General features: G+C 69.8%; 22 protein-coding genes and 2 pseudogenes. 12 read left to right on the top strand and 12 right to left on the bottom strand.

Features of this window, described 5'->3' with window-relative positions; translation table 11 throughout:
• Window positions 1-79: 79 nt before the first annotated feature.
• The 5 genes from atpA (at window position 80) to ACIQM0_RS06425 (ending at window position 5,082) form a co-directional block, all read left to right on the top strand.
• Window positions 80-1,651, top strand: a complete 1,572-nt coding sequence (gene atpA / locus ACIQM0_RS06405) for a F0F1 ATP synthase subunit alpha (RefSeq protein ID WP_363028761.1) — start codon at window positions 80-82, stop codon at window positions 1,649-1,651.
• A 3-nt stretch (window positions 1,652-1,654) separates the two neighbouring features.
• Window positions 1,655-2,569: a F0F1 ATP synthase subunit gamma gene (locus tag ACIQM0_RS06410; RefSeq protein ID WP_385035223.1), complete on the top strand. Its 915-nt coding sequence runs from the start codon at window positions 1,655-1,657 to the stop codon at window positions 2,567-2,569.
• The gene (gene atpD / locus ACIQM0_RS06415) at window positions 2,569-4,011 is read left to right on the top strand and encodes a F0F1 ATP synthase subunit beta (RefSeq protein ID WP_401284001.1); all 1,443 of its coding nucleotides are present in this window, start codon (window positions 2,569-2,571) and stop codon (window positions 4,009-4,011) included. Before ACIQM0_RS06410 ends, atpD begins: the two co-directional genes overlap by 1 nt.
• A 109-nt stretch (window positions 4,012-4,120) precedes the next feature.
• Window positions 4,121-4,495, top strand: coding sequence for a F0F1 ATP synthase subunit epsilon (locus tag ACIQM0_RS06420; protein WP_024490839.1), 375 nt, complete (start codon window positions 4,121-4,123; stop codon window positions 4,493-4,495).
• A 140-nt stretch (window positions 4,496-4,635) separates the two neighbouring features.
• The gene (locus ACIQM0_RS06425; protein ID WP_363028783.1) at window positions 4,636-5,082 is read left to right on the top strand and encodes a DUF2550 domain-containing protein; all 447 of its coding nucleotides are present in this window, start codon (window positions 4,636-4,638) and stop codon (window positions 5,080-5,082) included.
• A 162-nt stretch (window positions 5,083-5,244) separates the two neighbouring features.
• Here the strand turns inward: ACIQM0_RS06425 and ACIQM0_RS06430 are convergent, their stop codons facing one another.
• The 3 genes from ACIQM0_RS06430 to ACIQM0_RS06440 form a co-directional block, all read right to left on the bottom strand.
• The gene (locus tag ACIQM0_RS06430) at window positions 5,245-7,116 is read right to left on the bottom strand and encodes a glycosyl hydrolase family 18 protein (protein WP_401284003.1); all 1,872 of its coding nucleotides are present in this window, start codon (window positions 7,114-7,116) and stop codon (window positions 5,245-5,247) included.
• Window positions 7,117-7,294: 178 nt separating this feature from the next.
• Window positions 7,295-7,942 (bottom strand): response regulator, encoded by a 648-nt coding sequence (locus tag ACIQM0_RS06435; protein WP_401284005.1) that lies wholly within the window; start codon window positions 7,940-7,942, stop codon window positions 7,295-7,297.
• Window positions 7,939-9,135, bottom strand: coding sequence for a sensor histidine kinase (locus ACIQM0_RS06440; RefSeq protein ID WP_401284007.1), 1,197 nt, complete (start codon window positions 9,133-9,135; stop codon window positions 7,939-7,941). Before ACIQM0_RS06440 ends, ACIQM0_RS06435 begins: the two co-directional genes overlap by 4 nt.
• 151 nt (window positions 9,136-9,286) lie before the next feature.
• Here ACIQM0_RS06440 and ACIQM0_RS06445 point away from each other — a divergent pair, with 151 nt between their 5' ends.
• A complete protein-coding gene (locus ACIQM0_RS06445) occupies window positions 9,287-9,847 on the top strand; it encodes a hypothetical protein (RefSeq protein WP_401284009.1) in 561 nt (186 codons plus the stop codon).
• A gap of 19 nt (window positions 9,848-9,866) precedes the next feature.
• Here the strand turns inward: ACIQM0_RS06445 and ACIQM0_RS06450 are convergent, their stop codons facing one another.
• Window positions 9,867-10,439, bottom strand: coding sequence for a cob(I)yrinic acid a,c-diamide adenosyltransferase (locus tag ACIQM0_RS06450; protein WP_401284011.1), 573 nt, complete (start codon window positions 10,437-10,439; stop codon window positions 9,867-9,869).
• 13 nt (window positions 10,440-10,452) lie between these two features.
• Window positions 10,453-10,623, bottom strand: a pseudogene (locus ACIQM0_RS06455) (ABC transporter permease); the annotation flags it as partial.
• Here ACIQM0_RS06455 and ACIQM0_RS06460 point away from each other — a divergent pair.
• The 4 genes and pseudogenes from ACIQM0_RS06460 to ACIQM0_RS06475 form a co-directional block, all read left to right on the top strand.
• Window positions 10,617-10,820 (top strand): annotated as a pseudogene (locus ACIQM0_RS06460) (TetR/AcrR family transcriptional regulator); the annotation flags it as partial. The pseudogenes ACIQM0_RS06455 and ACIQM0_RS06460 overlap by 7 nt on opposite strands.
• A 129-nt stretch (window positions 10,821-10,949) precedes the next feature.
• Window positions 10,950-11,798, top strand: coding sequence for a 3-hydroxyacyl-CoA dehydrogenase family protein (locus ACIQM0_RS06465; RefSeq protein ID WP_401284013.1), 849 nt, complete (start codon window positions 10,950-10,952; stop codon window positions 11,796-11,798).
• A gap of 238 nt (window positions 11,799-12,036) precedes the next feature.
• A complete protein-coding gene (locus tag ACIQM0_RS06470) occupies window positions 12,037-12,360 on the top strand; it encodes an STAS domain-containing protein (protein WP_018102617.1) in 324 nt (107 codons plus the stop codon).
• A gap of 241 nt (window positions 12,361-12,601) precedes the next feature.
• Complete coding sequence (locus tag ACIQM0_RS06475) at window positions 12,602-15,082, top strand: ATP-binding protein (RefSeq protein ID WP_401284015.1); 2,481 nt, start codon at window positions 12,602-12,604, stop codon at window positions 15,080-15,082.
• Between the two features lie 100 nt (window positions 15,083-15,182).
• On the opposite strand, the gene nucS is transcribed toward ACIQM0_RS06475, so the two are convergent.
• Entirely contained in the window at window positions 15,183-15,854 is a 672-nt protein-coding gene (nucS, locus tag ACIQM0_RS06480; RefSeq protein WP_363026972.1) for an endonuclease NucS, read from the bottom strand.
• A 263-nt stretch (window positions 15,855-16,117) separates the two neighbouring features.
• On the opposite strand from nucS, the gene ACIQM0_RS06485 reads away from it, so the two are divergent.
• A complete protein-coding gene (locus ACIQM0_RS06485) occupies window positions 16,118-16,510 on the top strand; it encodes an SCO5389 family protein (RefSeq protein ID WP_006127608.1) in 393 nt (130 codons plus the stop codon).
• Between the two features lie 90 nt (window positions 16,511-16,600).
• Here ACIQM0_RS06485 and ACIQM0_RS06490 read toward each other — a convergent pair whose 3' ends face one another.
• Window positions 16,601-17,644 carry an LLM class flavin-dependent oxidoreductase gene (locus ACIQM0_RS06490; RefSeq protein WP_401284017.1) on the bottom strand — a complete coding sequence of 348 codons (1,044 nt, stop codon included), beginning with the start codon at window positions 17,642-17,644 and terminating at the stop codon, window positions 16,601-16,603.
• Between the two features lie 210 nt (window positions 17,645-17,854).
• On the opposite strand from ACIQM0_RS06490, the gene ACIQM0_RS06495 reads away from it, so the two are divergent.
• Entirely contained in the window at window positions 17,855-18,184 is a 330-nt protein-coding gene (locus ACIQM0_RS06495) for an ATP/GTP-binding protein (RefSeq protein ID WP_363026968.1), read from the top strand.
• A gap of 33 nt (window positions 18,185-18,217) precedes the next feature.
• On the opposite strand, the gene ACIQM0_RS06500 is transcribed toward ACIQM0_RS06495, so the two are convergent.
• The 5 genes from ACIQM0_RS06500 to ACIQM0_RS06520 form a co-directional block, all read right to left on the bottom strand.
• Window positions 18,218-19,084, bottom strand: a complete 867-nt coding sequence (locus ACIQM0_RS06500; protein ID WP_401284019.1) for an ABC transporter permease — start codon at window positions 19,082-19,084, stop codon at window positions 18,218-18,220.
• The gene (locus tag ACIQM0_RS06505) at window positions 19,081-20,328 is read right to left on the bottom strand and encodes an ATP-binding cassette domain-containing protein (RefSeq protein WP_401284021.1); all 1,248 of its coding nucleotides are present in this window, start codon (window positions 20,326-20,328) and stop codon (window positions 19,081-19,083) included. The genes ACIQM0_RS06500 and ACIQM0_RS06505 overlap by 4 nt, the downstream gene beginning before the upstream one ends.
• A gap of 136 nt (window positions 20,329-20,464) precedes the next feature.
• The gene (locus tag ACIQM0_RS06510; protein WP_401284023.1) at window positions 20,465-21,244 is read right to left on the bottom strand and encodes an ABC transporter permease subunit; all 780 of its coding nucleotides are present in this window, start codon (window positions 21,242-21,244) and stop codon (window positions 20,465-20,467) included.
• A gap of 4 nt (window positions 21,245-21,248) precedes the next feature.
• Window positions 21,249-22,286: an ABC transporter ATP-binding protein gene (locus tag ACIQM0_RS06515; RefSeq protein ID WP_401284025.1), complete on the bottom strand. Its 1,038-nt coding sequence runs from the start codon at window positions 22,284-22,286 to the stop codon at window positions 21,249-21,251.
• A 121-nt stretch (window positions 22,287-22,407) separates the two neighbouring features.
• Entirely contained in the window at window positions 22,408-23,346 is a 939-nt protein-coding gene (locus ACIQM0_RS06520; RefSeq protein WP_123461699.1) for a cellulose-binding protein, read from the bottom strand.
• Window positions 23,347-23,514 lie beyond the last annotated feature (168 nt).

Below are 23,514 nucleotides of genomic sequence, written 5' to 3' on the forward strand. Positions count from 1 at the left end.
ATTGCAGAAGATTCCTGGGGGTCGGCCCCCAGACCCCCTTAAGAAACTTCGGGCCCAACAAGGAGAGCAGGGAACCCAGATGGCGGAGCTCACGATCCGGCCGGAGGAGATCCGGGATGCGCTGGAGAACTTTGTCCAGTCGTACAAGCCGGACGCGGCCTCGCGCGAGGAGGTCGGTACGGTCAGCGTTGCCGGCGACGGCATCGCGAAGGTGGAGGGCCTGCCCTCCGCCATGGCGAACGAGCTGCTGAAGTTCGAGGACGGCACCCTCGGTCTCGCCCTCAACCTCGAGGAGCGCGAGATCGGTGCGATCGTCCTCGGCGAGTTCAGCGGAATCGAGGAGGGCCAGCCGGTGCAGCGCACCGGTGAGGTGCTCTCCGTCGGCGTCGGCGAGGGCTACCTCGGCCGCGTCGTCGACCCGCTCGGCACCCCGATCGACGGTCTCGGCGAGATCGCGACCGACGGCCGGCGCGCCCTCGAGCTGCAGGCCCCTGGCGTCATGGTCCGTAAGTCGGTGCACGAGCCGATGCAGACCGGCTACAAGGCCGTCGACGCCATGGTGCCGATCGGCCGCGGCCAGCGTCAGCTGATCATTGGTGACCGTCAGACGGGTAAGACCGCGCTGGCTGTCGACACGATCATCAACCAGCGCGACAACTGGCGCTCGGGCGACGTGAACAAGCAGGTGCGCTGCATCTACGTCGCCATCGGTCAGAAGGGCTCCACCATCGCCTCTGTGCGCGGTGCCCTCGAAGAGGCCGGCGCGCTCGAGTACACGACCATCGTCGCCGCCCCGGCGTCCGACCCGGCCGGCTTCAAGTACCTGGCGCCGTACACCGGTTCGGCCATCGGTCAGCACTGGATGTACCAGGGCAAGCACGTCCTGATCATCTTCGACGACCTGTCGAAGCAGGCCGACGCGTACCGCGCCGTGTCGCTTCTGCTGCGCCGTCCGCCGGGCCGCGAGGCCTACCCGGGCGACGTCTTCTACCTCCACTCGCGTCTGCTGGAGCGTTGCGCCAAGCTCTCCGACGAGATGGGTGCCGGTTCGATGACGGGCCTCCCGATCGTCGAGACCAAGGCGAACGACGTGTCGGCGTTCATTCCGACCAACGTCATCTCCATCACCGACGGCCAGTGCTTCCTGGAGTCCGACCTGTTCAACGCCGGCCAGCGTCCGGCTCTGAACGTCGGTATCTCGGTCTCGCGCGTCGGTGGCTCCGCCCAGCACAAGGCCATGAAGCAGGTCTCCGGCCGGCTTCGCGTGGACCTCGCCCAGTACCGTGAGCTGGAGGCGTTCGCCGCCTTCGGTTCCGACCTGGACGCGGCCTCGAAGGCTTCGCTGGAGCGCGGTAAGCGCATGGTCGAGCTGCTGAAGCAGCCGCAGTACGCCCCGCTCCCGGTCGAGGAGCAGGTCGTCTCGGTCTGGGCCGGCACCACGGGCAAGATGGACGACGTCCCGGTCGAGGACATCCGTCGCTTCGAGAGCGAGCTGCTGGAGTACCTGCGCCGCGAGCGCAAGGACCTCCTGACCAGCATCGTCGAGGGCGGCAAGATGTCCGACGACACGCTGCAGTCGATCGCCGACGCGGTTGCCGCCTTCAAGCAGCAGTTCGAGACCTCGGACGGCAAGCTTCTGGGCGAGGGCTGATCGATGGGCGCTCAGCTTCGCGTTTACAAGCGCCGCATCCGCTCCGTCACCGCCACGAAGAAGATCACCAAGGCGATGGAGATGATCGCCGCCTCGCGCATCGTCAAGGCGCAGCGCAAGGTGGCGGCCTCGATGCCGTATGCCACCGAGCTGAACCGTGCGGTCACCGCGGTGGCCACCGGTTCGACCACCAAGCACCCGCTGACCACCGAGGCCGAGACTCCGGCACGGGCCGCGATCCTGCTCGTCACGAGCGACCGCGGTCTGGCCGGCGGTTACTCCTCCAACGCCATCAAGGCCGCGGAGCAGCTGACCGAGCGGCTGCGCGGTGAGGGCAAGGAGGTCGTCACGTATGTGATCGGCCGCAAGGGTGTCGCCTACTACAACTTCCGCGAGCGCAAGGTCGCGGAGTCGTGGACCGGCTTCACCGACAGCCCGACGTACGCGGATGCGAAGCGGGCGGCCGCCCCGATGATCGAGGCGGTCACCCAGGAGACCGCCGAAGGTGGCGTGGACGAGCTGCACATCGTCTTCACCGAGTTCGTCTCGATGATGACGCAGAACCCGGTGGACAACCGGATGCTGCCGCTCAGCCTCGACATCACGAAGGACGAGGACGGCAAGGGAGAGATCCTGCCGCTGTTCGACTTCGAGCCGTCGGCGGAGGACGTCCTGGACGCCCTGCTTCCGCGGTACGTCGAGAGCCGGATCTACAACGCGCTGCTGCAGGCCGCTGCTTCCGAGCACGCTGCCCGCCGCCGCGCGATGAAGTCGGCCACCGACAACGCCGGGGAGCTCGTCAAGAGCCTCTCCCGGCTTGCCAACGCGGCCCGCCAGGCCGAAATCACCCAGGAAATCAGCGAGATCGTCGGTGGTGCCAGTGCGCTGGCCGACGCGACCGCGGGGAGTGACAAGTAATGACGACCACAGTTGAGACGGCCGTTGCCACGGGCCGCGTCGCCCGGGTCATCGGCCCGGTCGTCGACGTGGAGTTCCCCGTCGACGCGATGCCGGAGATCTACAACGCGCTGACCGTCGAGGTGGCCGACCCGGCCGAGGACGGCAAGATCAAGAAGCTGACGCTCGAGGTTGCCCAGCACCTCGGCGACGGCGTGATCCGCGCGATCTCGATGCAGCCCACCGACGGTCTGGTCCGCCAGGCCCCGGTGACCAACACGGGCGCCGGCATCACGGTGCCGGTCGGCGAGATGACCAAGGGAAAGGTGTTCAACACCCTTGGTGAGATCCTGAACAAGCCCGAGGCCGAGTCCGAGGTCACCGAGCGCTGGCCGATCCACCGCAAGGCGCCCGCCTTCGACCAGCTCGAGTCGAAGACCGAGATGTTCGAGACCGGCGTCAAGGTCATCGACCTTCTCACCCCGTACGTCAAGGGTGGAAAGATCGGTCTGTTCGGTGGTGCCGGTGTCGGCAAGACCGTTCTGATCCAGGAAATGATCTACCGCGTCGCCAACAACCACGACGGTGTGTCGGTGTTCGCGGGCGTCGGTGAGCGTACCCGTGAGGGCAACGACCTCATCGAGGAGATGGCCGAGTCCGGCGTCATCGACAAGACGGCGCTTGTCTTCGGTCAGATGGACGAGCCCCCGGGCACCCGTCTGCGGGTCGCGCTGGCCGGTCTGACCATGGCGGAGTACTTCCGCGATGTGATGAAGCAGGACGTGCTCTTCTTCATCGACAACATCTTCCGGTACACCCAGGCCGGCTCCGAGGTGTCCACCCTGCTCGGCCGTATGCCGTCCGCGGTGGGTTACCAGCCGAACCTGGCCGACGAGATGGGTCTCCTCCAGGAGCGCATCACGTCGACCCGTGGTCACTCGATCACCTCGATGCAGGCGATCTACGTCCCCGCGGACGACCTGACCGACCCGGCTCCGGCCACCACCTTCGCCCACCTCGACGCGACGACGGTTCTTTCCCGTCCGATCTCCGAGAAGGGCATCTACCCGGCCGTGGACCCGCTGGACTCCACGTCCCGGATCCTGGACCCGCGTTACATCGCGAAGGACCACTACGACACCGCCATGCGGGTCAAGGGAATCCTTCAGAAGTACAAGGACCTCCAGGACATCATCGCCATTCTCGGAATGGACGAGCTCGGCGAGGAGGACAAGCTCACCGTCTTCCGCGCCCGTCGCATCGAGCGCTTCCTGTCGCAGAACACCCACGTCGCCAAGCAGTTCACCGGCGTGGACGGTTCGGACGTTCCGCTCGACGAGTCGATCGCCGCGTTCAACTCGATCGCCGACGGTGAGTACGACCACTTCCCCGAGCAGGCGTTCTTCATGTGCGGTGGCATTGAGGACCTCAAGGCCAACGCCAAGGAGCTCGGCGTCTCCTGAGCCTCCGGCTCACCGAGGGGGGCGGGTGTGTCCCGTCCCCCTCACCACGCCCCGTAGAATTGACCCAACACCCGGCATGACCGCCGGGTGGTGACCCGAGGAGCCACCCTTGGCTGCTGAGCTGCACGTCGAGCTGGTCGCGGCGGACCGTAGTGTCTGGTCCGGCGAGGCCACCCTGGTCGTCGCGCGCACCACGTCCGGCGACATCGGCGTCATGCCCGGTCACCAGCCGCTTCTGGGTGTGCTGGAATCGGGCCCGGTGACGATCCGTACGAGCGATGGCTCCACTGTCATCGCCGCGGTGCACGGCGGTTTCATCTCGTTCGCCGACAACAAGCTCTCGCTGCTGGCGGAGATTGCCGAGCTGGCGGACGAGATCGATGTCCAGCGCGCCGAGCGTGCGCTGGAACGTGCGAAGTCGGACACGGACGGCGCCGCCGAGCGCCGCGCCGATGTGCGACTGCGTGCGGTGGCGGTGCACTAGCCACCCCGCGAAACGTCTTTACCCTCAGCCGCGGCCCGAGCTGGAGACCTCTCCAGACCGTGTCGCGGCTGAGGCGATGCAGGTGCAGGTGAAGTCCGGGCGGTATCCGTTTACTCGATGACGCGAGGAGGTCGGTGGAGATGTTCCTCGCGCTGTGGGTGGGCGGGCTGGTCGTCGCACTGGTCGCGGTTGGTCTCTTCGTCTTCGGTCTGCGCCGGCGGCTGATTCAGCGCTCCGGCGGGACCTTCGACTGCAGCCTGCGCTGGAACGTGCCGGTGGAGCCCGATCTCTCGGGCAAGGGCTGGGTGTACGGGGTCGCCCGTTACCACGGGGACAAGGTCGACTGGTTCCGGGTCTTCAGCTACTCCCCGCGCCCGCGCCGGGTGCTGGAGCGGTCCTCGATCGAGGTGGTCGCCCGTCGGCTGCCCGAGGGCGAGGAGGAGCTCGCGCTGCTCTCCGACGCCGTCGTGCTCGGCTGTCTCCACCGGGAGACCCGCCTGGAGCTGGCGATGAGCGAGGACGCCCTGACCGGGTTCCTCGCCTGGCTGGAGGCGGCACCGCCCGGCCAGCGAGTCAATGTCGCTTAAATAGGGGCCTCGCTGGAAGGGGGCACCTCCCGGACGGAGTCTGGGGGAGGGTGAACGTGGCCCGAGGCCTCGCACCACACAGACGGAAACCGGGGAGACAGGGGGCGGACCTGTCTCCCCGGTGCTTTTTCGGCGGTTACGCGGGATGCGGTGCGGTGGTGACTACTTGAGGCCGCTGTTCATCGCGCTCACGAGTTCACCGTTGCTGGTGTCCCCGCTGAACTCCCAGAAGAACGCGCCTCCCAGGCCCTGGGTCTTCGCCCAGGCCATCTTGGACGAGATGGTGGCCGGGGTGTCGTAGCTCCACCAGTTGGTGCCGCAGTGCGCGTAGGCGGTGCCGGCGATGGTGCCGGTGGTCGGGCAGGTGTTCTTGAGGACCTTGTAGTCCTCGATGCCCGCCTCGTACGTACCCGGGGCGGCGCCGGTGGCGGTACCGCCGGGCGCGTCCTGGGTGACGCCGGTCCAGCCGCGGCCGTAGAAGCCGATGCCGAGCAGCAGCTTCGAGGCGGGGACGCCCTGGGCCTTCAGCTTGGCGATGGCCTCGGACGAGGAGAAGCCGGCCTTCGGGATGCCGGTGTACGGGGTGAGCGGGGAGTGCGGAGCCGTCGGACCCTTCGCGTCCCAGGCGCCGAAGAAGTCGTACGTCATCACGTTGTACCAGTTCAGCGACTGCGCGGCGCCCGCGTAGTCGGCGACGTCGATCTTGCCGCCCGCGGAGCCGTCGGCCGTGATGGCGGCGGTCACCAGGTTGTTGCTGCCGAACTTGGTGCGCAGCGCGGAGGTGAGGGACTTCAGCGCGGCCGGGCCGCTGGTGTCACAGGTCAGACCGCAGGCGTTGGGGTACTCCCAGTCGATGTCGATGCCGTCGAAGACATCGGCCCAGCGGGGGTCCTCCACGAGGTCGTAGCAGGACTGGGCGAACGCGGCGGGGTTCTGTGCCGCCTGGCCGAAGCCGCCGGACCAGGTCCAGCCGCCGAACGACCAGAGGATCTTGATGTGCGGGTACTTCGCCTTGAGCTTGCGCAGCTGGTTGAAGCTGCCGCGCAGCGGCTGGTCCCAGGTGTCGGCGACGCCGTCGACCGACTGGTCGGCGGTGTACGCCTTGTCGTAGTCGGCGTAGGAGTCACCGATCGCGCACTTGCCGCCGGTCACGTTGCCGAAGGCGTAGTTGATGTGGGTGATCTTCGCGGCGGAACCGGAGGTGTCCAGGTTCTTGACGTGGTAGTTCCGGCCGTAGACGCCCCACTCGGCGAAGTAGCCGAGGTTGACCTTGTCACCGGTACCGGGGTCGGTGCCCCCGCCGCCGGTGGTGTGCACCTTGACCGCGCCGCTGGCCGGACCGGTCTGGTCGGCGGTGTCGCGGGCCCGCACGGTGTACGAGTAGTCGGTGCCGGCGGTGAGGCCGGTGTTGGTGTACGTGGTGCCGGTGACCGTGGCGACGACCGCGCCGTCCCGCAGGACGTCGTAGTTCTTGATGCCGTGGTCGTCGGTGGCCGCGCTCCAGCTCAGCTTCGCCGAGGTGTCGGTGACGGCGCTCGCGGTGGGGGTGCCGGGGGCGGAGGGGGCGTTGTCACCGGGGACACTGCCGCCGTCGCAGGAGGCGCCGTTCAGCTTGCAGCCCGTGGGGGAGCCGGAGCCGGTGCCGTTGAAGCCGAAGGAGACGCTGGCGCCCGGTGCGACCGAGCCGTTCCAGCCGAGGTTCTTGGCGGTCCAGTGGGTGCCGGAGCTGGTGACGGTGGCGTCCCAGGCGGAGCCGGCGGCGGTGCCGGAGGGGAAGTCCCACTCGATGGTCCAGGAGCTGAGGGCGGTGGTGCCGGTGTTCTTCACCGTCCACTGGCCCTCGAATCCGCTGCCCCAGTCGGACTTCTTGAGGTACGTGGCGGTCGCCGAGGTCGCTGCTTCGGCCGGGGAGGCCATGCCGACCATCGCGGCGAGGGGAAGGAGCAGTGCGGTGAGGCCCGCGACGGCTCGTGATCTGGTGGCTTTCCCGGCCCCGAATCTGAATCGGGTCCGGCGGGGGGTCTCAGTGCTCAACGGTGCTCCTCGGGTGAGGTCCGGACAAACGGGGGTGGTCCGTCGACTGCAACCCTGCGCCGCCCTGAGTGCGCCTTGTCATGGCGTACTCACCGCAGTGTGTTCGGTGAGATTAGGAAGGTCTGGACCAATCGTCAAGAGGTCCAGACCAAAGAACGGAGCCGGGTGCTGCTAAACCTCAGACGCCCAACTCCTGGGCCAGCACCGCCGCCTGGACCCGGCTGCGCAGCTCCAGCTTCCCCAGCAGCCTGCTGACGTGCGTCTTCACCGTCGCCTCCGCCATGGACAGCCGCACCGCGACCTCGGCGTTCGACAGGCCCTCGCCCAGACAGCTCAGCACTTCGCGCTCGCGCCTGGTGAGGGCGTCCAGCACCGCCCGGTCCGGCGTCCGGGGCGGTGCGGAGGTGGCACCGGCGAACTCCGCGATCAGCCGGCGCGTCACCGCCGGGGCGATCAGGCCCTCGCCGCGCGCCACCGTGCGTACCGCTTCGAGCAGGCCGTGCGCCTCGGTGTCCTTCAGCAGGAAGCCCGACGCCCCGGCCCGGAGCGCGCCGAAGACGTACTCGTCCAGGTCGAACGTCGTCAGCACCAGCACATCCGCCAGCCGCTCCGCGACCACCTGCTTCGTCGCCGACACCCCGTCGAGCCTGGGCATCTGGACATCCATCAGCACCAGGTCGGGGCGGAGCTCACGGGCCAGCCGCACCGCCGCCTCCCCGTCGCCGGCCTCCCCGACGACCTCGATGTCCGGTGCGCTGCCCAGGATGAGCACCAGCCCCGCACGCACCGCGGACTGGTCCTCGGCCACCAGAACCCGGATCGTCATGCCCTCACGCTCCCTTCCCCGACGGGCAGTTCAGCCCGTACACGCCAGATCTTCGTCCCGCTCCCGGTGGACACCGGCCCCGCCTCGATGTCCCCGCCGAGCAGCGCCACCCGCTCCTGCATCCCGATCAGTCCGGCCCCGGAACCGGGCGCACGCGGTCCCGGCCGGTTCCCGAGGACGCTGGTGACCTCCACCGTCAGCCGCCGCCCCGCCTGCCCCAGCCGGACCGTGACCGGGCCGGGCCCGGCGTGCTTGAGCGCGTTCGTCAGGGACTCCTGCACGATCCGGTACGCGGCCAGCTCGACCGGCGCCGGCAGCGGACCGGTCTCGCTGCGGGAGTCATCGAGCACGCAGGTCAGCCCGCTGGACGCGGCGTTCGTACGGTGCTGCTCGACCAGGGCGTCCAGCGAGCCGAGGGTCGGGGAGCTGCTGGGGCCGGGATCCGGTCCGTTCGTACGCAACAGCCCGATCAGACGGCGCATTTCGGCCAGACCGTCGACGCTGTTCTCCCGGATGACTCCGAGGGCGTTCCGGGACGTCTCCGGTGTGTCGATGGACAGCGCCGCGGTGGAGTGGATGGCGATCGCGGAGAGATGGTTGGCCACCATGTCGTGCAGCTCGCGCGCCATCCGGGCCCGTTCGGCGGTCACCGCCTGAGCCCGGTCCATCTCCGCCAGCAGAGCCGTCTGATCGGCGCGCAGCCGCTCGGTCTCCGCGGCGTCGCGGTGGTTGCGCACACTGACCCCGGTGAGGGCGGGCACGAACGAGACCAGTCCGGTGACGATGCCGATGAGCAGCGCCTCTGCACTGCGGAACCAGGCCAGGAAGCCGATCGTGACGGTGACCGTGATCAGGAAGGTGGTCACCGGGATCCGCCGGGCGGCCGCCGGAGTGCCGTACAGCACGGCCGCGTACATGACGTCGGTGTACAGCAGCACGGTCGCCAGGTTCCCGGCCGTGAACTGGTCCATGACCAGCGCGAGGGTGCCGATGACCAGGGCGGACTGCGGCGCGCTTCTGCGCAGCAGCGCCAGCACCGACATCACGGCGAGCGGGACCAGCTCGATCCCGGGGGCGTCGAGGGGCCGGCCGTTCTGCATGTGCAGACCGAGCAGCCACAGCACCACTCCGCCGAGCAGACCGCTGACCGCGATGAGGACGTCGTCCCGGTGGGGGCGGGGAGGAGAGAACACCCTCCCATCCAACACGGCGGTCCGTCACCGGACGTCCGTACCAGGGGTGAGCCGCGACTACATCGAAGGATGCAGCGCCGGTTCGTCACTCCGGTCGACGACCGGGCGCGTCCCGGTGGGGAGGCTGGAGGGGAGAGAAAGGAGCGGGACCGTGATCGTCACACTGATCGTTCTCTGCGAGATCGCCTTCTGGGTGCTGCTGGCCGGGGGACTCGCGCTGCGGTACGTGGCGAAGAAGCCGCGGCTCGGCGGCGCGCTGCTGCTGTGCGAACCGCTGCTGGAGGTGATCCTGCTGGTGGTGACGGCCGTCGACCTGAAGAACGGCGCCGCTCCGGACTGGAAACACGGCCTCGCCGCCGTGTACATCGGCTTCACGGTGGGCCTCGGGCACTCCACGATCCGCTGGGTCGACGAGCGCGTCGCCCACCGCTTCGCCGGCGGCCCGCCACCGGTGAGGCCGCCGAAGTACGGGACGGCGCGGGCGGTGCACGAGTGGCGGGTGGCCGGGCGGTGGACGCTGGCCGCGGTGACGGCGCTGGCGCTGCTCCAAGGAGCGGTCTGGTACGTGGGGGGCGACGGGGACCTGGCGTCGCTGCGGTCCTGGCAGCAGACGATGCTGTTCGTGATCGGGATCAACCTGGTGATCGCGGCGAGCTACACGTTGTTCCCGAAGAGGAATCCGGGGCGGGATCCGGAGCGGGACGCGGAGTAGGTGCCGGGCCCGCTCGCCCTCAGCGTTCGCCGCCCGGCACCCACAGCACGTCGCCGACCTCCTTGTTCGCCACCCGGGCGAGGATGAACAGCAGGTCGGAGAGCCGGTTGAGATACGTCGCCGTCAGCGGGTTCATCACCTCGCCGTGCACCTCGAACGCCGCCCAGGTGGAGCGCTCGGCGCGCCGCACGACGGTGCACGCCTGGTGCAGCAGCGCCGCGCCCGGTGTGCCGCCCGGCAGGATGAAGCTGCGGAGCTTCTCCGTCTGCTCCAGGAAGTGGTCGCAGTCCGCCTCCAGCTTGTCGACGTAGGACTGCTCGACCCGCAGCGGGGGGTACTCCGGTTCCTCGACGACCGGCGTCGACAGGTCCGCGCCCACGTCGAAGAGGTCGTTCTGCACGCGGACGAGGACCTTCACGACGTCATCGGTGAGCTGTCCGAGCGCGATGGCCGCCCCGATGGCCGCGTTGGCCTCGTTGGCGTCGGCGTACGCGGAGATCCGCAGATCGGTCTTGGCGGTCCGGCTCATGTCGCCGAGGGCGGTGGTGCCCTGGTCGCCGGTACGGGTGTAGATACGTGTCAGATTGACCATGCGGTCAGCCTAGTTACGCGCCCGCCCCGCGGAAGACGCGTGTGCCCACTGTCACGGCCGGTGTCGCGAAGCCGAGGGCGACCAGCACGCCGTGGAGCATGGAGGTGGTGGCGTAGTGGCCGGTGTAGCCGTCCCGGATCGCGTCCACCGGATACCGCAGCGGCATGAAGTGGGAGAGCGCGTCCGGAGGACCCGCTGCCGTCGCTCATGGCCGGGCAGATCAACTGAGTGCACACCACGCTTCTGGCTCTCATCGGACGCGAGATGGTGGCCGGCAGTTCGCCGGCCGAGGTCTCCCGCGAAGCCCTGTGCCTGCTCGACGACATGGAGCACCTGCTGAGCGAAAAGGTCCTCAACTACGCCCGGCGCACCACCGAATGACGCCCGCCGGTGTGATGTCCGTCATTTGAGACGTGACGCGCATCTCTTAGCGACCCCAGCGCCCCTCACGGGGACTAACCTCCGCCGGAGAGCATCGACGAGAACCGCAGGGAAAGCAGGGGTGCCAACGTGGCCAGGAAGCTCGCCGTCATCGGAGCCGGACTCATGGGGTCCGGCATCGCGCAGGTGTCCGCCCAGGCGGGCTGGGACGTGGTGCTGCGCGATGTCACCGACGAGGCCCTGACCCGTGGCCGTGACGGCATCAAGGCTTCCTACGACAGGTTCGTCGCCAAGGGCAAGCTCGCGGCGTCCGACGCCGAGTCCGCGCTCGCCCGCATCACCACGACCACCGACCTCGACGCGGTCGCCGACGCGGATGTCGTCGTCGAGGCGGTCTTCGAGAAGCTGGAGGTGAAGCACGAGATCTTCCGGGCCCTCGACGGGATCGTCCGGGACGACGCCGTGCTCGCGTCCAACACCTCCGCCATCCCGATCACCAAGATCGCGGCCGTGACGGAGCGCCCGGAGCGCGTCGTCGGCGTGCACTTCTTCTCGCCCGTGCCGATGATGCAGCTCTGCGAGCTCGTACGCGGCTACAAGACGAGCGACGAAACCCTCGCCACCGCGCGGGAGTTCGCCGAGTCGGTCGGCAAGACCTGCATCGTGGTCAACCGGGACGTGGCCGGCTTCGTCACCACCCGGCTGATCTCGGCGCTGGTCGTCGAGGCCGCCAAGCTGTACGAGTCGGGCGTCGCCTCGGCCGAGGACATCGACATCGCGTGCAAGCTGGGATTCGGCCACGCCATGGGCCCGCTCGCGACCGCGGACCTGACCGGCGTCGACATCCTGCTGCACGCCACCGGCAACATCTACACGGAATCCCAGGACGAGAAGTTCGCCGCTCCGGAGCTGATGCGCCGGATGGTCGATGCAGGTGACATCGGCCGCAAGAGCGGGCAGGGCTTTTACACCTACTGATCGTTTTTGGTCGTCTGCTGCCTGATCCGCCGTCAATCAGGCTCGGAGGCCCCGGGGGTCGCCTCCCGGGATCAGCGGATCCGCACCGGATCCAGGGCGGGCCTCAGTCACTCCACGGAGTGAATTCGGTATCGGTTCGCTTACAGACGGCAACTTCCCTGTCGCTGCCGCAGTCAGTTGGGGCAGAGGCAGTTTCAGACAGCCGGACCTTGCCACGGAGCATTCCAGGGGAGCGCATATGCACATCAGGGGCGACCACGCCGAGCTGGTCGTCGGGGGCCGCCTCGACGTCCGAAGCGCGGCGGACGCCCGTACGGTCCTGCACTCGGCCCTCGACGACGGAGTCGGCGATCTGGTGCTGGACCTGACCGAGCTGGATTCATGGGATGCCACCGGACTCGGTGTCATCATGGGCGCGCACAGACGCGCCGGACGAGCCGGACGGCGGCTGGTGCTCCGCGGAGTGCCGCCGCAGATGCAACGCCTTCTGGTGGCCACCAGACTGCACCGCATCCTGGCCATCGAGGGCGGAATCGCGGCGGAGTCCCTGCCGCGTGTCTGAGGTCCCGGGCGGCGGCGGACCCCCGTTCGCACCCCGCGGCCGAAGCCGCACAATCCTCACGAGACCGTGATCTGTCGGGCGGCACGGCACCCCGGATGTTCGTAGATACTGTGCGGAGGTTTAGGGTTCGGCCGTCTGCCGATTGACGGACCCACCTGGCTGACACCGGACCGGAAGCGACAGCTGGACGTGCGAGGCCGGGAGGGGCAACCGTGCTCGACGCGTCTTGGGGGCTTTGGCGATGGACCCGACACACCGGGGGCCGGATGAGTTCGGCCACGACAGGAACGGCTCCGCGCAGGACGCCGGCCGACGGCGTCCCACCCGCGATCCGCTGACCCCGGATTTCGGTCAGCAAACACCGCAACAGGCACGTATCGTCCCGCTCATATCGGGCGACCTCCTGCTCACGATCAACCCGGTCGACGGCAGCGAGGTCGAACCGTGCCGGCCGGGCGAGCAGCCCGCCGAACCGGTCCGGCGCACCCCCGCCGAGCGCGCCGACCGCGAACGGGCCGCCGCGCCCCCCGTGCCACCCGGCCCGCCGGTTCTCCAGCTGCCCCTCCTGCAGCGCGAGGACGAACGCGAGCGGCTGGTACGGCTGCTGGCCCGCGGACGCTCGGTACGGCTCACCGGACCGGCCGGATCCGGCCGAACCGCGCTCCTCGACGCCGTCGCCGCCGACTGCGCTCAGCTCGCACCGGACGGAGTCGTACGGCTCAGCGGCCACAAGCGGACCGTCACCGATCTGCTGTACGGACTCTTCGACGCCGTACACCACGCACCGCTGCACCGCCCTGACCGGGCACTGCTGCTGGCGAAGCTGCGCACCACCGGTGCCGTCGTCGTCCTGGACGACCTGGAGTTCGGCGGCGCCGCGCTGGACGAACTGTTCGACGCGACGCCCGAATGCGCCTTCCTGCTCGCCGCGACGCCCGACGTCGCCGCACCGGGCGCCGACTCCCACCTCGAAGAGGTCTTCCTCGCCGGACTGGACGGCGCGGCCTCGGTCGTCCTGATGGAGCGGGTGGTCGAACGGCCGCTCACCGAGGAGGAGACCAACTGGGCGGGCGACCTCTGGTTCGAGTCCGAGGGCCTTCCGCTGCGCTTCGTCCAGGCGGGCGCCCTGCTGCGCCAGCGCGACCTGCTGCGGGCCGACCCCACCACGTACGACGAGTACGGCTACCTCGACAGCCGGCCCGCGGAGGCGCCGTTCCCGGCCGAGGCCCCCGAACTGCCGCTGCCCAGCCTCGGCGAGGGCGCCGCGCCCGCCGCGCTGCTCGCCTCACGGCTGAGCGGGGCCGCACGCGACACCCTGCGCTTCGCGGTCGCGCTGGGCGGCGAGGTGCCGCACCAGGCGCATCTGCCGGCGCTCGTGGGGGACACCCACGCCGACGCCGCGCTCGGCGAACTGGCGGGCTGCGGGCTGCTCTCCCCGGCCGGGTCCCGCTACCGGCTGGCCGCCGGTGTGGTCGCCCAACTGGAGGCCGCCGGATACGGGGACGACGCCACGGGCCGGGCCCGTACGGCGGCCCAGCACTACGCCTGGTGGGCCGGTCACCCCTCCGTCACCCCCGCACGGGCGGTCGCCGAGTCCGACGCGATCCTCGCGGCGATGACGCAGCTGGTGCCGGGGGACGGCGCCGGACAGACCAGCGTCGCCGTGCTGCTGGCCCGCAGCGCCTCGCCCGCCTTCGCGGCCGGGCTGCACTGGAGCGCCTGGGAGAAGTCCCTGCGGATCGGCCAGGAGGCGGCCCGGATCGCCGGCGAGGTCGCCGAAGAGGCTTACTTCCACCACGAGTTGGGCGTACTCGCGCTCTGTACCGGCCATCCGGACCGGGCCAGGGCCGAGCTGGAGACCTCCATCAGCATGCGCGGGGCCCTGGCCGACAAGCCGGGCGCCGTGGCCGGACGCCGGGCGCTCGCCCTGGTCGAGGACCTCTCCGGCGGGCCGGCGGCAGGCGGTGTGCCCCTGAACGAGGAGATACCGGCCGGCCGCTTCGAGGCGTCCTCGCCCGGCGGCCCGACGGTCGGGCTGCCGGTGACGATGCCGCGGTCGTACGCGGACGAGACCGCCGTCATGTCCCGGCAGACCGCTCCGAAGGGCGCCGGGAGCGGGACGGGCGGCCGCTTCGCGGTACTGGGCGGGGCGCGGCGCAACCTGGTCGCCGCCGGTGCGGGTGTGCTGCTCGCAGGTGTGCTCGGCACGGTGGTGACGCTCGGGCTGACGTCGAACAGCGATCCGCAGGACGACCCCGCTGTCTCGACCGAGCAGTCGGTGAGCGAGGACGACGGCAGCGAGAACGAGCTCCCGGCCGACGAGTCGACGGACCACGCGGTTCCGCCCGCTCCGGCGCCGAGCGCCACGTCGTCGACACCGGGGCCGACGGGGAGCGAGGCCGCGCCGACCGGGAGCGGGAGTCCCTCCCCGGGGAGCAGCGCCCCGCAGGACACCCCGTCCTCCTCCGGCAACCCGTCGAGCGACGGGCCGAGTCCCTCGGACAAGCCGACCAAGTCGCCCGGGCCGACGAAGTCGAATCCGCCGCCGACGAGTGAGTCGCCGAGTACCCCGTCGCCGAGTGACACCCCGTCGCCCACGGACAGCGCGACGGACGAGCCGGGTCTGCCCGGCTCGTCGGACTCCGCGAGTGGGCCGTCGGGGGTGACGAGCGCGAGCGCGGACGAGTCCGCGGCGCCGTCGGAGAGCGCGTCGGTGGCCTGAGCCGGGGGAGCCCCCGCGCCTCGTCCTCAATCGCCGGACGGTCTTTGGGCAGCCGGGGGTTCGCCCGTCACATGACGGGCGAACCTCGGCGTCCGAGGCGTCAGAACAGCCTGAGCTTGTCGTCCTCGATGCCGCGCATCGCGTTGTAGTCGAGGACCACGCAGCCGATGCCGCGGTCCGTCGCCAGCACGCGGGCCTGGGGCTTGATCTCCTGGGCGGCGAAGATGCCCTTCACCGGGGCGAGGTGCGGATCGCGGTTGAGCAGCTCCAGATAGCGGGTCAGCTGCTCCACGCCGTCGATGTCGCCGCGTCGCTTGAGCTCGACGGCCACGGTCTGGCCGTCGGCGTCGCGGCACAGGATGTCGACCGGGCCGATGGCGGTGAAGTACTCGCGGCGGATCAGGGTGTAGCCCTCGCCGAGGATCTCGATCCGGTCAGCGAGCAGTTCCTGGAGGTGGGCCTCCACGCCGTCCTTGATCAGGCCGGGATCGACGCCCAGCTCGTGGGACGAGTCGTGGAGGATTTCCTCCATCGTGATGATCAGTTTTTCGCCCGCCTTGTTCACCACGGTCCAGACGCCCGCGGTGTCGTCGGCGCCCTCCTTCAGGGTGCAGGGCGGCGACATCCAGTTGAGCGGTTTGTACGCCCGGTCGTCGGCGTGAATCGACACGCTCCCGTCCGCCTTCACGAGGATCAGACGGGGAGCGGAGGGCAGGTGGGCCGTGAGCCGGCCCGCGTAGTCCACGGAGCAGCGGGCGATGACGAGACGCATGGTGGGCCACGCTACTCGACGACGGGCGGTCGACGCGATTCACCCACCCGTCACTCCGTCCCCGCCCCGACCTGACCGAATCTGGCTTGTCCGTCTTTGAGCCCCTTCGTTATTGGCCGGTTGTGTTCCCAATCTCCTGGTGCGGCCCGGACTGCACCCTTACCGTGGATGCAGGAGGTCGCCGTCTGTGCACGCTGCGTCGCCGTCCTCCTTCCCTGCCCGTAAGGCCCCGGCCCTCCGTCGGGGTCGCGAGAGGAGAACCCATGTCGCTCGACGTCTCACCGGCGCTGTTGGAACAGGCCGAGCGAGGCGAGGTCGACGAAGCCGACTTCGTCGACTGCGTCCGGACCTCCCTGCCCTTCGCGTGGGAGATGATCAGTTCGCTGGTGGCTCAGCTGAAGGTCGACGGCGGCGAGTTCGCCGACAACCAGACGCCGCCGCCGGACGAGCAGGCACGCGGCCAGCTGCTGCGTGCGCTCGCGAGTGATGCCATCCGTGGCGCGCTGCAGCGGCACTTCGGGGTGCGCCTGGCATTCCAGAACTGCCACCGCGTCGCGGTGTTCCCGCTGGACGCCTCGGTCGACGACCGGCTGGCCAAGTTCACCTCGGTGAGGGGCCAGCTGCTCAACCAGTCGCCCGAACTACGGGACTGCTGAACACCTTTGCTGCCGTTCCGGGCCGCGGGAGGTGCGACTGGTCCGGGGCGGCAGCTCCCGTTCGTACGACGGAACGGTGGTTCCGGCGGCTCATCTCAGGAGCGGGAGCACCTCGGTGCCCAGGCGCGCCACGTTCTCCTCCGTGGCCACGAGATCGCCCGAACCCTCCACCAGGAGCGCGAAGCGGGTGATACCCGTGCGCTCCGCCGTGGCCGCCAGCCGGTCCGCCGCGAGCCGGGGCGGACCCACCGGGTGGATGCCGCACAGCATCTCCGTATAGCCGACGGGGTCGCGCATCACCCGGTGCCGGCCGTCGACCGTCACATGGGCGTCCAGCCCCTGCCGCAGCCAGCCGGGCATCGCCTTCACGAGCGTCTCGGTGGCGTCCTCGGTGCGGTCCGCGATCTGGGCCACTCCCGCCGACACGTGCCCGGCCTCCCGCACGCTTTCCGGCGAACGGCCCGCGGTCAGCGCGGCGGTCCGCCAGAGACCGACCATCTCGGCCTTCTCCTCGTCCCCGCAGTGCATGCCGAGCAGCATCGGCAGACCGTTCTCGGCCGCGAGCCGCACGCTCTTCGGAGAGGTGCACGCGACGACCACCTCGGGACCGCAGGGGTTCTCGCCGCTCTCCCCGTCGAACAGCTCGTCGGCCCGGGGCACCACCGCCACCTCGGGGAAGCGGTAACGCTCCCCGCGGCCCGCCACGCGCGGTTTGCGCAGCCAGTCGAGCAACAGCCCCAGGGACTCCGGGAAGCCCTTCTCGTACGCCTCCAGGCCGCCGCCGAACACGTCCAGGTCGATCCAGGGGCCGCCCCGGCCGACGCCGAGGCTGAACCGGCCGCCGCTGGTGAGGTGGAGCAGCGCGGCCTGCTCGCCGAGCGCGACCGGATGCTGGGTCGGCAGCACGCTCACCGCGGTGCCCACCCGGATTCTGCGGGTGCGGCCGAGCAGCAGCGCGGCCAGTGTCACGGCGGACGGGCAGACCCCGTACGGCACGAAGTGGTGTTCCGCCAGCCAGACCGAGTCGAGTCCGGATTCCTCCGCGACCTCGGCGGACCGGATCGCGCGATGCAGCGCTTCCCCGGTGCCCTGCCCCGGAAACTGGCCTGCCAGTACAAACGTTCCCACACGCATCGCCTATTGCCTCCTTGCGGCCGACGCGGCTTTCCCCTAGTGGCAACAACGTCTGACACGTGCCAAAGGCACGGTCGGGCATGAAGCTGTTGCGATTTTCCGGTAACCCGTCCCGTCCCGGGCCCGGTGGTGTGCGGTGCGGGACATCTGCCCCGGCCGAATGGCCCTACGCTGGACGGGAACTGCCCAGCCTGCCCCGTGAGGTGTCACGTGTCCCCGCGCCGCAACCGCCCCCGAGGCGGCGAGAGCCCCACCGAAAGCGCCGGCGCGGTGGGAGACCGTTACGGGGGTGGAGGGCGCGCGGAGGAGTGGCAGGGCGAGGACTGGTCCGTCCGCCCGGTGAGCGGCGCGAGCGCGGTGGGCAAGCACTACCGGTGCCCCGGCTGTGACCAGGAGATCCCGTCCGGCGTCCCGCACCTGGTGGCCTGGCCCGAGTACGGCGGGATCGACGACCGCAGGCACTGGCACAAGGCGTGCTGGAACGCGAAGGACCGCCGCACCACACGGGTGCAGCGGTCCAGGAACGCGCCTCGGTACTGAACGTCCCCCCGGCGGCGGCGGGGCGGCGGCCGGTCAGACGTCCCGGCGGCTCATCGCGAGATAGGCGCCGCCCATGGCCACGGCGGTCACCACAAGCATGATCCACAGCGGTTCCCAGCCGGACGGCCCCGACGCGGTGACCGAGGTGTCGTAGAAGTTGCTGAGCTGGTTGGGGATCGAGTACTCCAGGAGCCACTCCTGGACGGTCGCGAGCGACTCGGCGAACATGAAGATCGCCAGCACGAGCGGCAGCAGCACCACACCGATCATGACGGTGATCGCACCGGCCGAGTGCCGGATCAGCGCGCCGATCGCCAGTGAGAGCAGCCCCAGCGTCGCGATGTAGAGGCCGACGCCGACCGTGCTGCGCAGCCAGTCCGCACCGCTGGGCGTGTCAGCGTCCAGGATGGCCGTCTGGAGCACCGCGACGACCGAGGTCATCACCGTCGTCAGGACGAAGGTGAGCAGGAAGAAGACGATGGCCTTCGCGCCGAGCACCCGGCCGGGGCTGGGGCAGGCCGTCATCGTCGTACGGATCATCCCGGTGCCGTACTCCGAGGCGATCGTCATCACGCCGAGCGTGATCACACAGATCGAGCCGAGCAGTACGCCGAAGAAGCCGAGGCTGAGCACCGGGGTGGAGCCCAGGTCAGTGTCGGACATGTCGACGGTGATCGCGGAGAGCAGGCCGATGACGAGGAGCAGCACGATCAGGACGCCGAGCGTCCACATCGTGGAGCGCACCGAACGGATCTTGGTCCACTCGGAGGCGATGGCGTCGCTGAGGGTGGCCCTGCGCACCGGGATCGGCGAGGTGTAGAGGCCGGCCCGCTCGGTCCGCTGCGGTGCGGGCGGCTGCTGGTACGCCTGCTGCTGGTACGGCGTCGGCGGCGTTGTCATCGGGGGTCCTCGCTGGTGTCGCGCGCGGTCGGGTCCGCGGGAGCCGCGGTGGGCGCTGCCGGGGCCGGGGCGGGAGCGGTGGGGGCGGGAGCCGGGGGAGCGGCGGGGACGGCGGAGGCGGTGGGAGGCACCACCACCGCGGCGGCGGCGGCCGCCTGCCCGCCCGGTCCGGGGGCTGTCGCGTACGGGTTGTCCCCGGGCGGCGGCGGGGCGTACCAGCCCTGCTGCGGCACCTCGGGGGCGGCGGGCTGCGGCGGCGCGTACCCGGGGTGCCGCTGCCCGTATCCGCCGTCCGGGAAGGGCTGCTGCAGTCCGGCCTTCTGGTCCGCCGTCGAGCGGTAGTCCACGGCGCCCTGCGTCATCCGCATGTACGCCTCCTCCAGCGAGGCCTGGTGCGGCGAGAGCTCCCACAGCCGTACGTCGGAGTCATGGGCCAGATCGCTGATCCGGGGCAGCTTCAGCCCGGTGATCCGCAGGGCGCCGTCCGGCTCCGACATGACCTGGCCGCCCGCCTCGATGAGGGTGGCGGTGAGCTTCTCCCGCTGCTCGGACCCGTTGTCCTGGACCCGGACGCGGGCGAAGTCGGCCGAGTTGGCCGAGATGAAGTCCGTGATGCTCATATCGGCCATCAACTGGCCGCGGCCGATCACGATCAGATGGTCGGCGGTGAGTGCCATCTCACTCATCAGGTGGCTGGAGACGAAGACCGTGCGGCCCTCGGACGCCAGCATCTTCATCAGGTTGCGGACCCAGAGGATGCCCTCCGGGTCGAGCCCGTTGACCGGCTCGTCGAAGAGCAGCACCTGCGGGTCGCCCAGCAGCGCGGCGGCGATGCCCAGCCGCTGCCCCATGCCGAGCGAGAAGCCCTTGGACCGCTTCCGGGCGACGTCCTGGAGGCCGACGACACCGAGCACCTCATCGACCCGGGCGGCGGGGATGCCGGCGAGCTGGGCCAGCGACAGCAGGTGGTTGCGGGCGCTGCGGCCGCCGTGCACCGCCTTGGCGTCCAGCAGCGCGCCCACCTGGCGCGGGGCGTTCGGCAGACTGCGGTAGGCGTGGCCGCCGATCGTCACATGGCCGGCGGTCGGCCGGTCCAGGCCGAGCATCATGCGCATGGTCGTCGACTTGCCCGACCCGTTGGGACCGAGGAATCCGGTGACGGTGCCCGGCCGCACCTGGAAGGAAAGGTTGTGCACGGCCGTCTTCGCGCCATAGCGCTTGGTCAGGCCGACTGCCTCGATCATGCTCCAGCCCCATCGACTTATCTGTCGTCGGGGCCCAGGCCGTCAGGCCGCACGCCCCCGTAAGAGTTAGGAGGATAACCAGGCCTTTACGGTTCCGGCCAAAGCGTTGCGGCGGCGCGCCCCCGGACGGGCCCGCTCAGGCGTCCCGTTTCTTGAGTACGAGGAAGCCGCCGATCACCGCGGCCGCCACCCAGGCAACCATGATCAGCAGCCCGGCCCACGGCCCGTAGGGGGCCGGACTGCTGTTCATCGCGTCGGGCACCACCTGCATGATCTTGGACCCGGCCTGGTCGGGGAAGTACCGGGCGACGCTCTTGGCACCCGGTACGGCCGACAGGATCTGGGAGACCAGGAAGAAGAACGGCATCAGGATGCCGAGCGACAGCATGGAGCTGCGCAGCATCGTCGCCACCGCCATCGAGAAGACCGCGATCAGCCCCATGTAGATGCCGCCGCCGAAGACCGCCCGCAACACGTTGTCCGCGCCGATGTCGGTGCCGTGGTCGCCGAGCAGGGCCTGACCGAGGAAGAAGGTGACGAAGCTGGTGGCGAGGCCGACCACCAGGGCCAGCACACCGGCCACCAGCATCTTGCTGAAGAGGAACGTGGCGCGCTGCGGCACGGCCGCCAGCGAGGTACGGATCATGCCGGAGCTGTACTCCGTACCGACCACCAGGACACCGAAGACCACCATCGCGAGCTGACCGAGGATCATCCCGGAGAAACTGACGTAGGTGGGGTCGAAAGTGGCCCGCTCCGCGTCGGAGAGGCTGCTGAACTGGGAGTTCATCACCGCGCAGAGCGCCGCGCCCATCGCGACGGTGACGACGAACGCGGAGATCAGCGTCCAGGTGGTCGAGGAGACCGTACGGATCTTGGTCCATTCGGAGGTCAGGACCGCGGGTACCGATGCCATCGCGTCACGCCCCCTTGCCGGTGCCGGACCCGCCGGGGGCCCCGGGAGCGCCGTCGGGCGGACCGGGATCGGCGCCGGGCGGCTGATTCCACCGGTCGCCCCAGTGCGGTCCCACCGGCGGCGGCTCGGGTCCCCGCTCGGAGTGCGCGTGGTACTCCACGGAGTCCGCCGTCATCTGCATGAAGGCATCCTCCAGCGACGCCCGCTGGGAGCTCAGCTCGTGCAGCACGATGCTGTGCCGGGCGGCGAGCTCGCCCAGGTCCTCGGTGGCGGCGCCGTCGATCTCGAGCGTGCCGTTGCCCGACTCGACCGCGATGACGCCCTCCTCGTGCAGTACGTCCCGCAGCCGCTCCTGCTGCGGCGAGCGCAGCCGTACGTAACTGCGGGAGTTCTGGTGGATGAAGTCGGCCATCGAGGTGTCGGCCAGCAGCTTCCCCTGGCCGATCACGATCAAGTGATCCGCGGTCAGCGCCATCTCGCTCATCAGGTGCGAGGAGACGAAGATCGTCCGGCCCTCCGAGGCGAGCGTCTTCATCAGGTTCCGGATCCAGTGGATCCCCTCGGGGTCCAGACCGTTGACGGGTTCGTCGAACATCAGGATCTCGGGATCGCCGAGCAGCGCGGAGGCGATGCCCAGCCGCTGCCCCATGCCGAGGGAGAAGCCCTTGGACTTCTTGTTGGCCACCGCGGTCAGACCGACGGTGTCCAGGACCTCCGTCACCCGGCTCCGCGGGATCCGGTTGCTCTGTGCGAGACAGAGCAGGTTGTTGTACGCGCTGCGGCCGCCGTGCATCGACTTGGCGTCGAGCAGCGCACCGATGTGCTTCAGGGGTTCTTCCAGCTCGCGGTAGTGCTTCCCGTCGATGCGCACCGATCCGCCGGTGGGGTTGTCGAGATCGAGCATCATCCGCATCGTGGTGGACTTGCCCGCCCCGTTGGGGCCCAGAAAACCCGTCACCATCCCGGGCCTGATCCGGCACGACAACCGGTCGACGGCGACCTTGCTGCCGAAACGCTTGGTGAGACCATCGAGCTCGATCATGCGTTCACGCTAGAACGGCCGCGCGCCCGGCGCCACCACAAAGGGCGGAACCGGGCGCGTCGGTGTCGGACCGACCGGTGCGTCGGGGGACCACCGGTCGTTATCGCGTTGTTCCCTGGCGTCAGCGGGTCTGCTGGGCCGGGACGCCGCGGGAGGCGGGCTCCTCGTCGGCGGGGGTGCCGGCGGCGGCCACGGCGGCGCCGGTCAGCGTCGCCAGCATCTCGCGGACGTTGGTCAGCTGCGCGTTGATCGAGTCGCGGCGGTTGGTGAGTGCCGCGAGCTCGCGCTCCGACTCGCTGCGGATCCGGTCGGCCTTCGCGTTGGCGTCCGCCACGATGTCCTCGGACTGGCGCTGCGCGGTCTCCACCGTCTGACGGGCCCGGCGCTCGGCGTCCGTACGGAGCTTCTCGGCCTCCAGACGGAGCTGCTCTGCGCGGTGCTCGATCTCGGCCAGACGCTTCTCGGCCTTGGCCTGGCGGGACGCGAGGTCGCGCTCCGACTGGTCGCGGCGCTTGGCGAGGTTGGTCTCGAAGTCCGCGGCGGCCTGGGCGGCCTTGGCGCGGGTCTCCTCGAAGAGGGCGTCGGCCTCCTCGCGCTTCTGGGCGGCGTCCTTCTGCGCGTCCGAGCGGAGCGTGGTGGCCTCGCCCTTGGCCTTCTCGACGATGCGGACGCCGTCGTCCTCGGCCTTGGACTTGCGCTCTGCGGCGAAGGCCTCGGCGTCGTTGCGCACCTGCTGGGCTGCGGACTCGGCGAGCTCGCGGTGCTGCTCGGCGGCGCGACGGGCCTCTTCTCGCAGGTCCTTCGCCTCCTCCTCGGCAAGGCGGAGAATCTTCTCCACGCGCGCGCCGAGACCGGCGTACGACGGCTCCGCGTCGCTCACCTGCGCCTGGGCGTTCTGCGTTTCGAGGTGCAGTTCCTCGATGCGCTTTTCCAGAGACGTGATGCGGGCGAGAGCACTATCACGGTCGGCGACGAGCTTGGTAATGCGGTCATCCACCTGACCGCGGTCGTAACCACGCCGCACGAGCTCGAAGCCGAAGGGGGAGGAAGGGTCACTCATGGGGTTCCTGTCGAAGTAAGACCGGTGAGGTGATAGAGGGAATCCTAGGGGCCCGGACGGCGTGTCATCGAGCAGATGCCTGTTTGATCTGGAGAATGACACCTCTTTTGAGTGGCTGACCCCCGCAACCCTTGCTACTCGGGGGGCTGAGTGACCTTGCCGGGCCGT

The sequence above is a fragment of the Streptomyces sp. NPDC091387 genome, from assembly GCF_044756945.1.
In the GTDB taxonomy this organism is placed as follows: Bacteria; Actinomycetota; Actinomycetes; order Streptomycetales; family Streptomycetaceae; genus Streptomyces.

Coding starts and splice junctions, on each gene's coding strand:
- ACIQM0_RS06520 (WP_123461699.1), bottom strand. CDS start 23,346: ATGAGTGACCCTTCCTCCCCCTTCGGCTTCGAGCTCGTGCGGCGTGGT.
- atpA (WP_363028761.1), top strand. CDS start 80: ATGGCGGAGCTCACGATCCGGCCGGAGGAGATCCGGGATGCGCTGGAG.
- ACIQM0_RS06505 (WP_401284021.1), bottom strand. CDS start 20,328: ATGATCGAGGCAGTCGGCCTGACCAAGCGCTATGGCGCGAAGACGGCC.
- ACIQM0_RS06475 (WP_401284015.1), top strand. CDS start 12,602: ATGGACCCGACACACCGGGGGCCGGATGAGTTCGGCCACGACAGGAAC.
- ACIQM0_RS06435 (WP_401284005.1), bottom strand. CDS start 7,942: ATGACGATCCGGGTTCTGGTGGCCGAGGACCAGTCCGCGGTGCGTGCG.
- ACIQM0_RS06510 (WP_401284023.1), bottom strand. CDS start 21,244: ATGGCATCGGTACCCGCGGTCCTGACCTCCGAATGGACCAAGATCCGT.
- ACIQM0_RS06490 (WP_401284017.1), bottom strand. CDS start 17,644: ATGCGTGTGGGAACGTTTGTACTGGCAGGCCAGTTTCCGGGGCAGGGC.
- ACIQM0_RS06485 (WP_006127608.1), top strand. CDS start 16,118: ATGTCGCTCGACGTCTCACCGGCGCTGTTGGAACAGGCCGAGCGAGGC.
- ACIQM0_RS06470 (WP_018102617.1), top strand. CDS start 12,037: ATGCACATCAGGGGCGACCACGCCGAGCTGGTCGTCGGGGGCCGCCTC.
- ACIQM0_RS06500 (WP_401284019.1), bottom strand. CDS start 19,084: ATGACAACGCCGCCGACGCCGTACCAGCAGCAGGCGTACCAGCAGCCG.
- nucS (WP_363026972.1), bottom strand. CDS start 15,854: ATGCGTCTCGTCATCGCCCGCTGCTCCGTGGACTACGCGGGCCGGCTC.
- ACIQM0_RS06425 (WP_363028783.1), top strand. CDS start 4,636: ATGTTCCTCGCGCTGTGGGTGGGCGGGCTGGTCGTCGCACTGGTCGCG.
- ACIQM0_RS06410 (WP_385035223.1), top strand. CDS start 1,655: ATGGGCGCTCAGCTTCGCGTTTACAAGCGCCGCATCCGCTCCGTCACC.
- atpD (WP_401284001.1), top strand. CDS start 2,569: ATGACGACCACAGTTGAGACGGCCGTTGCCACGGGCCGCGTCGCCCGG.
- ACIQM0_RS06450 (WP_401284011.1), bottom strand. CDS start 10,439: ATGGTCAATCTGACACGTATCTACACCCGTACCGGCGACCAGGGCACC.
- ACIQM0_RS06515 (WP_401284025.1), bottom strand. CDS start 22,286: ATGATCGAGCTCGATGGTCTCACCAAGCGTTTCGGCAGCAAGGTCGCC.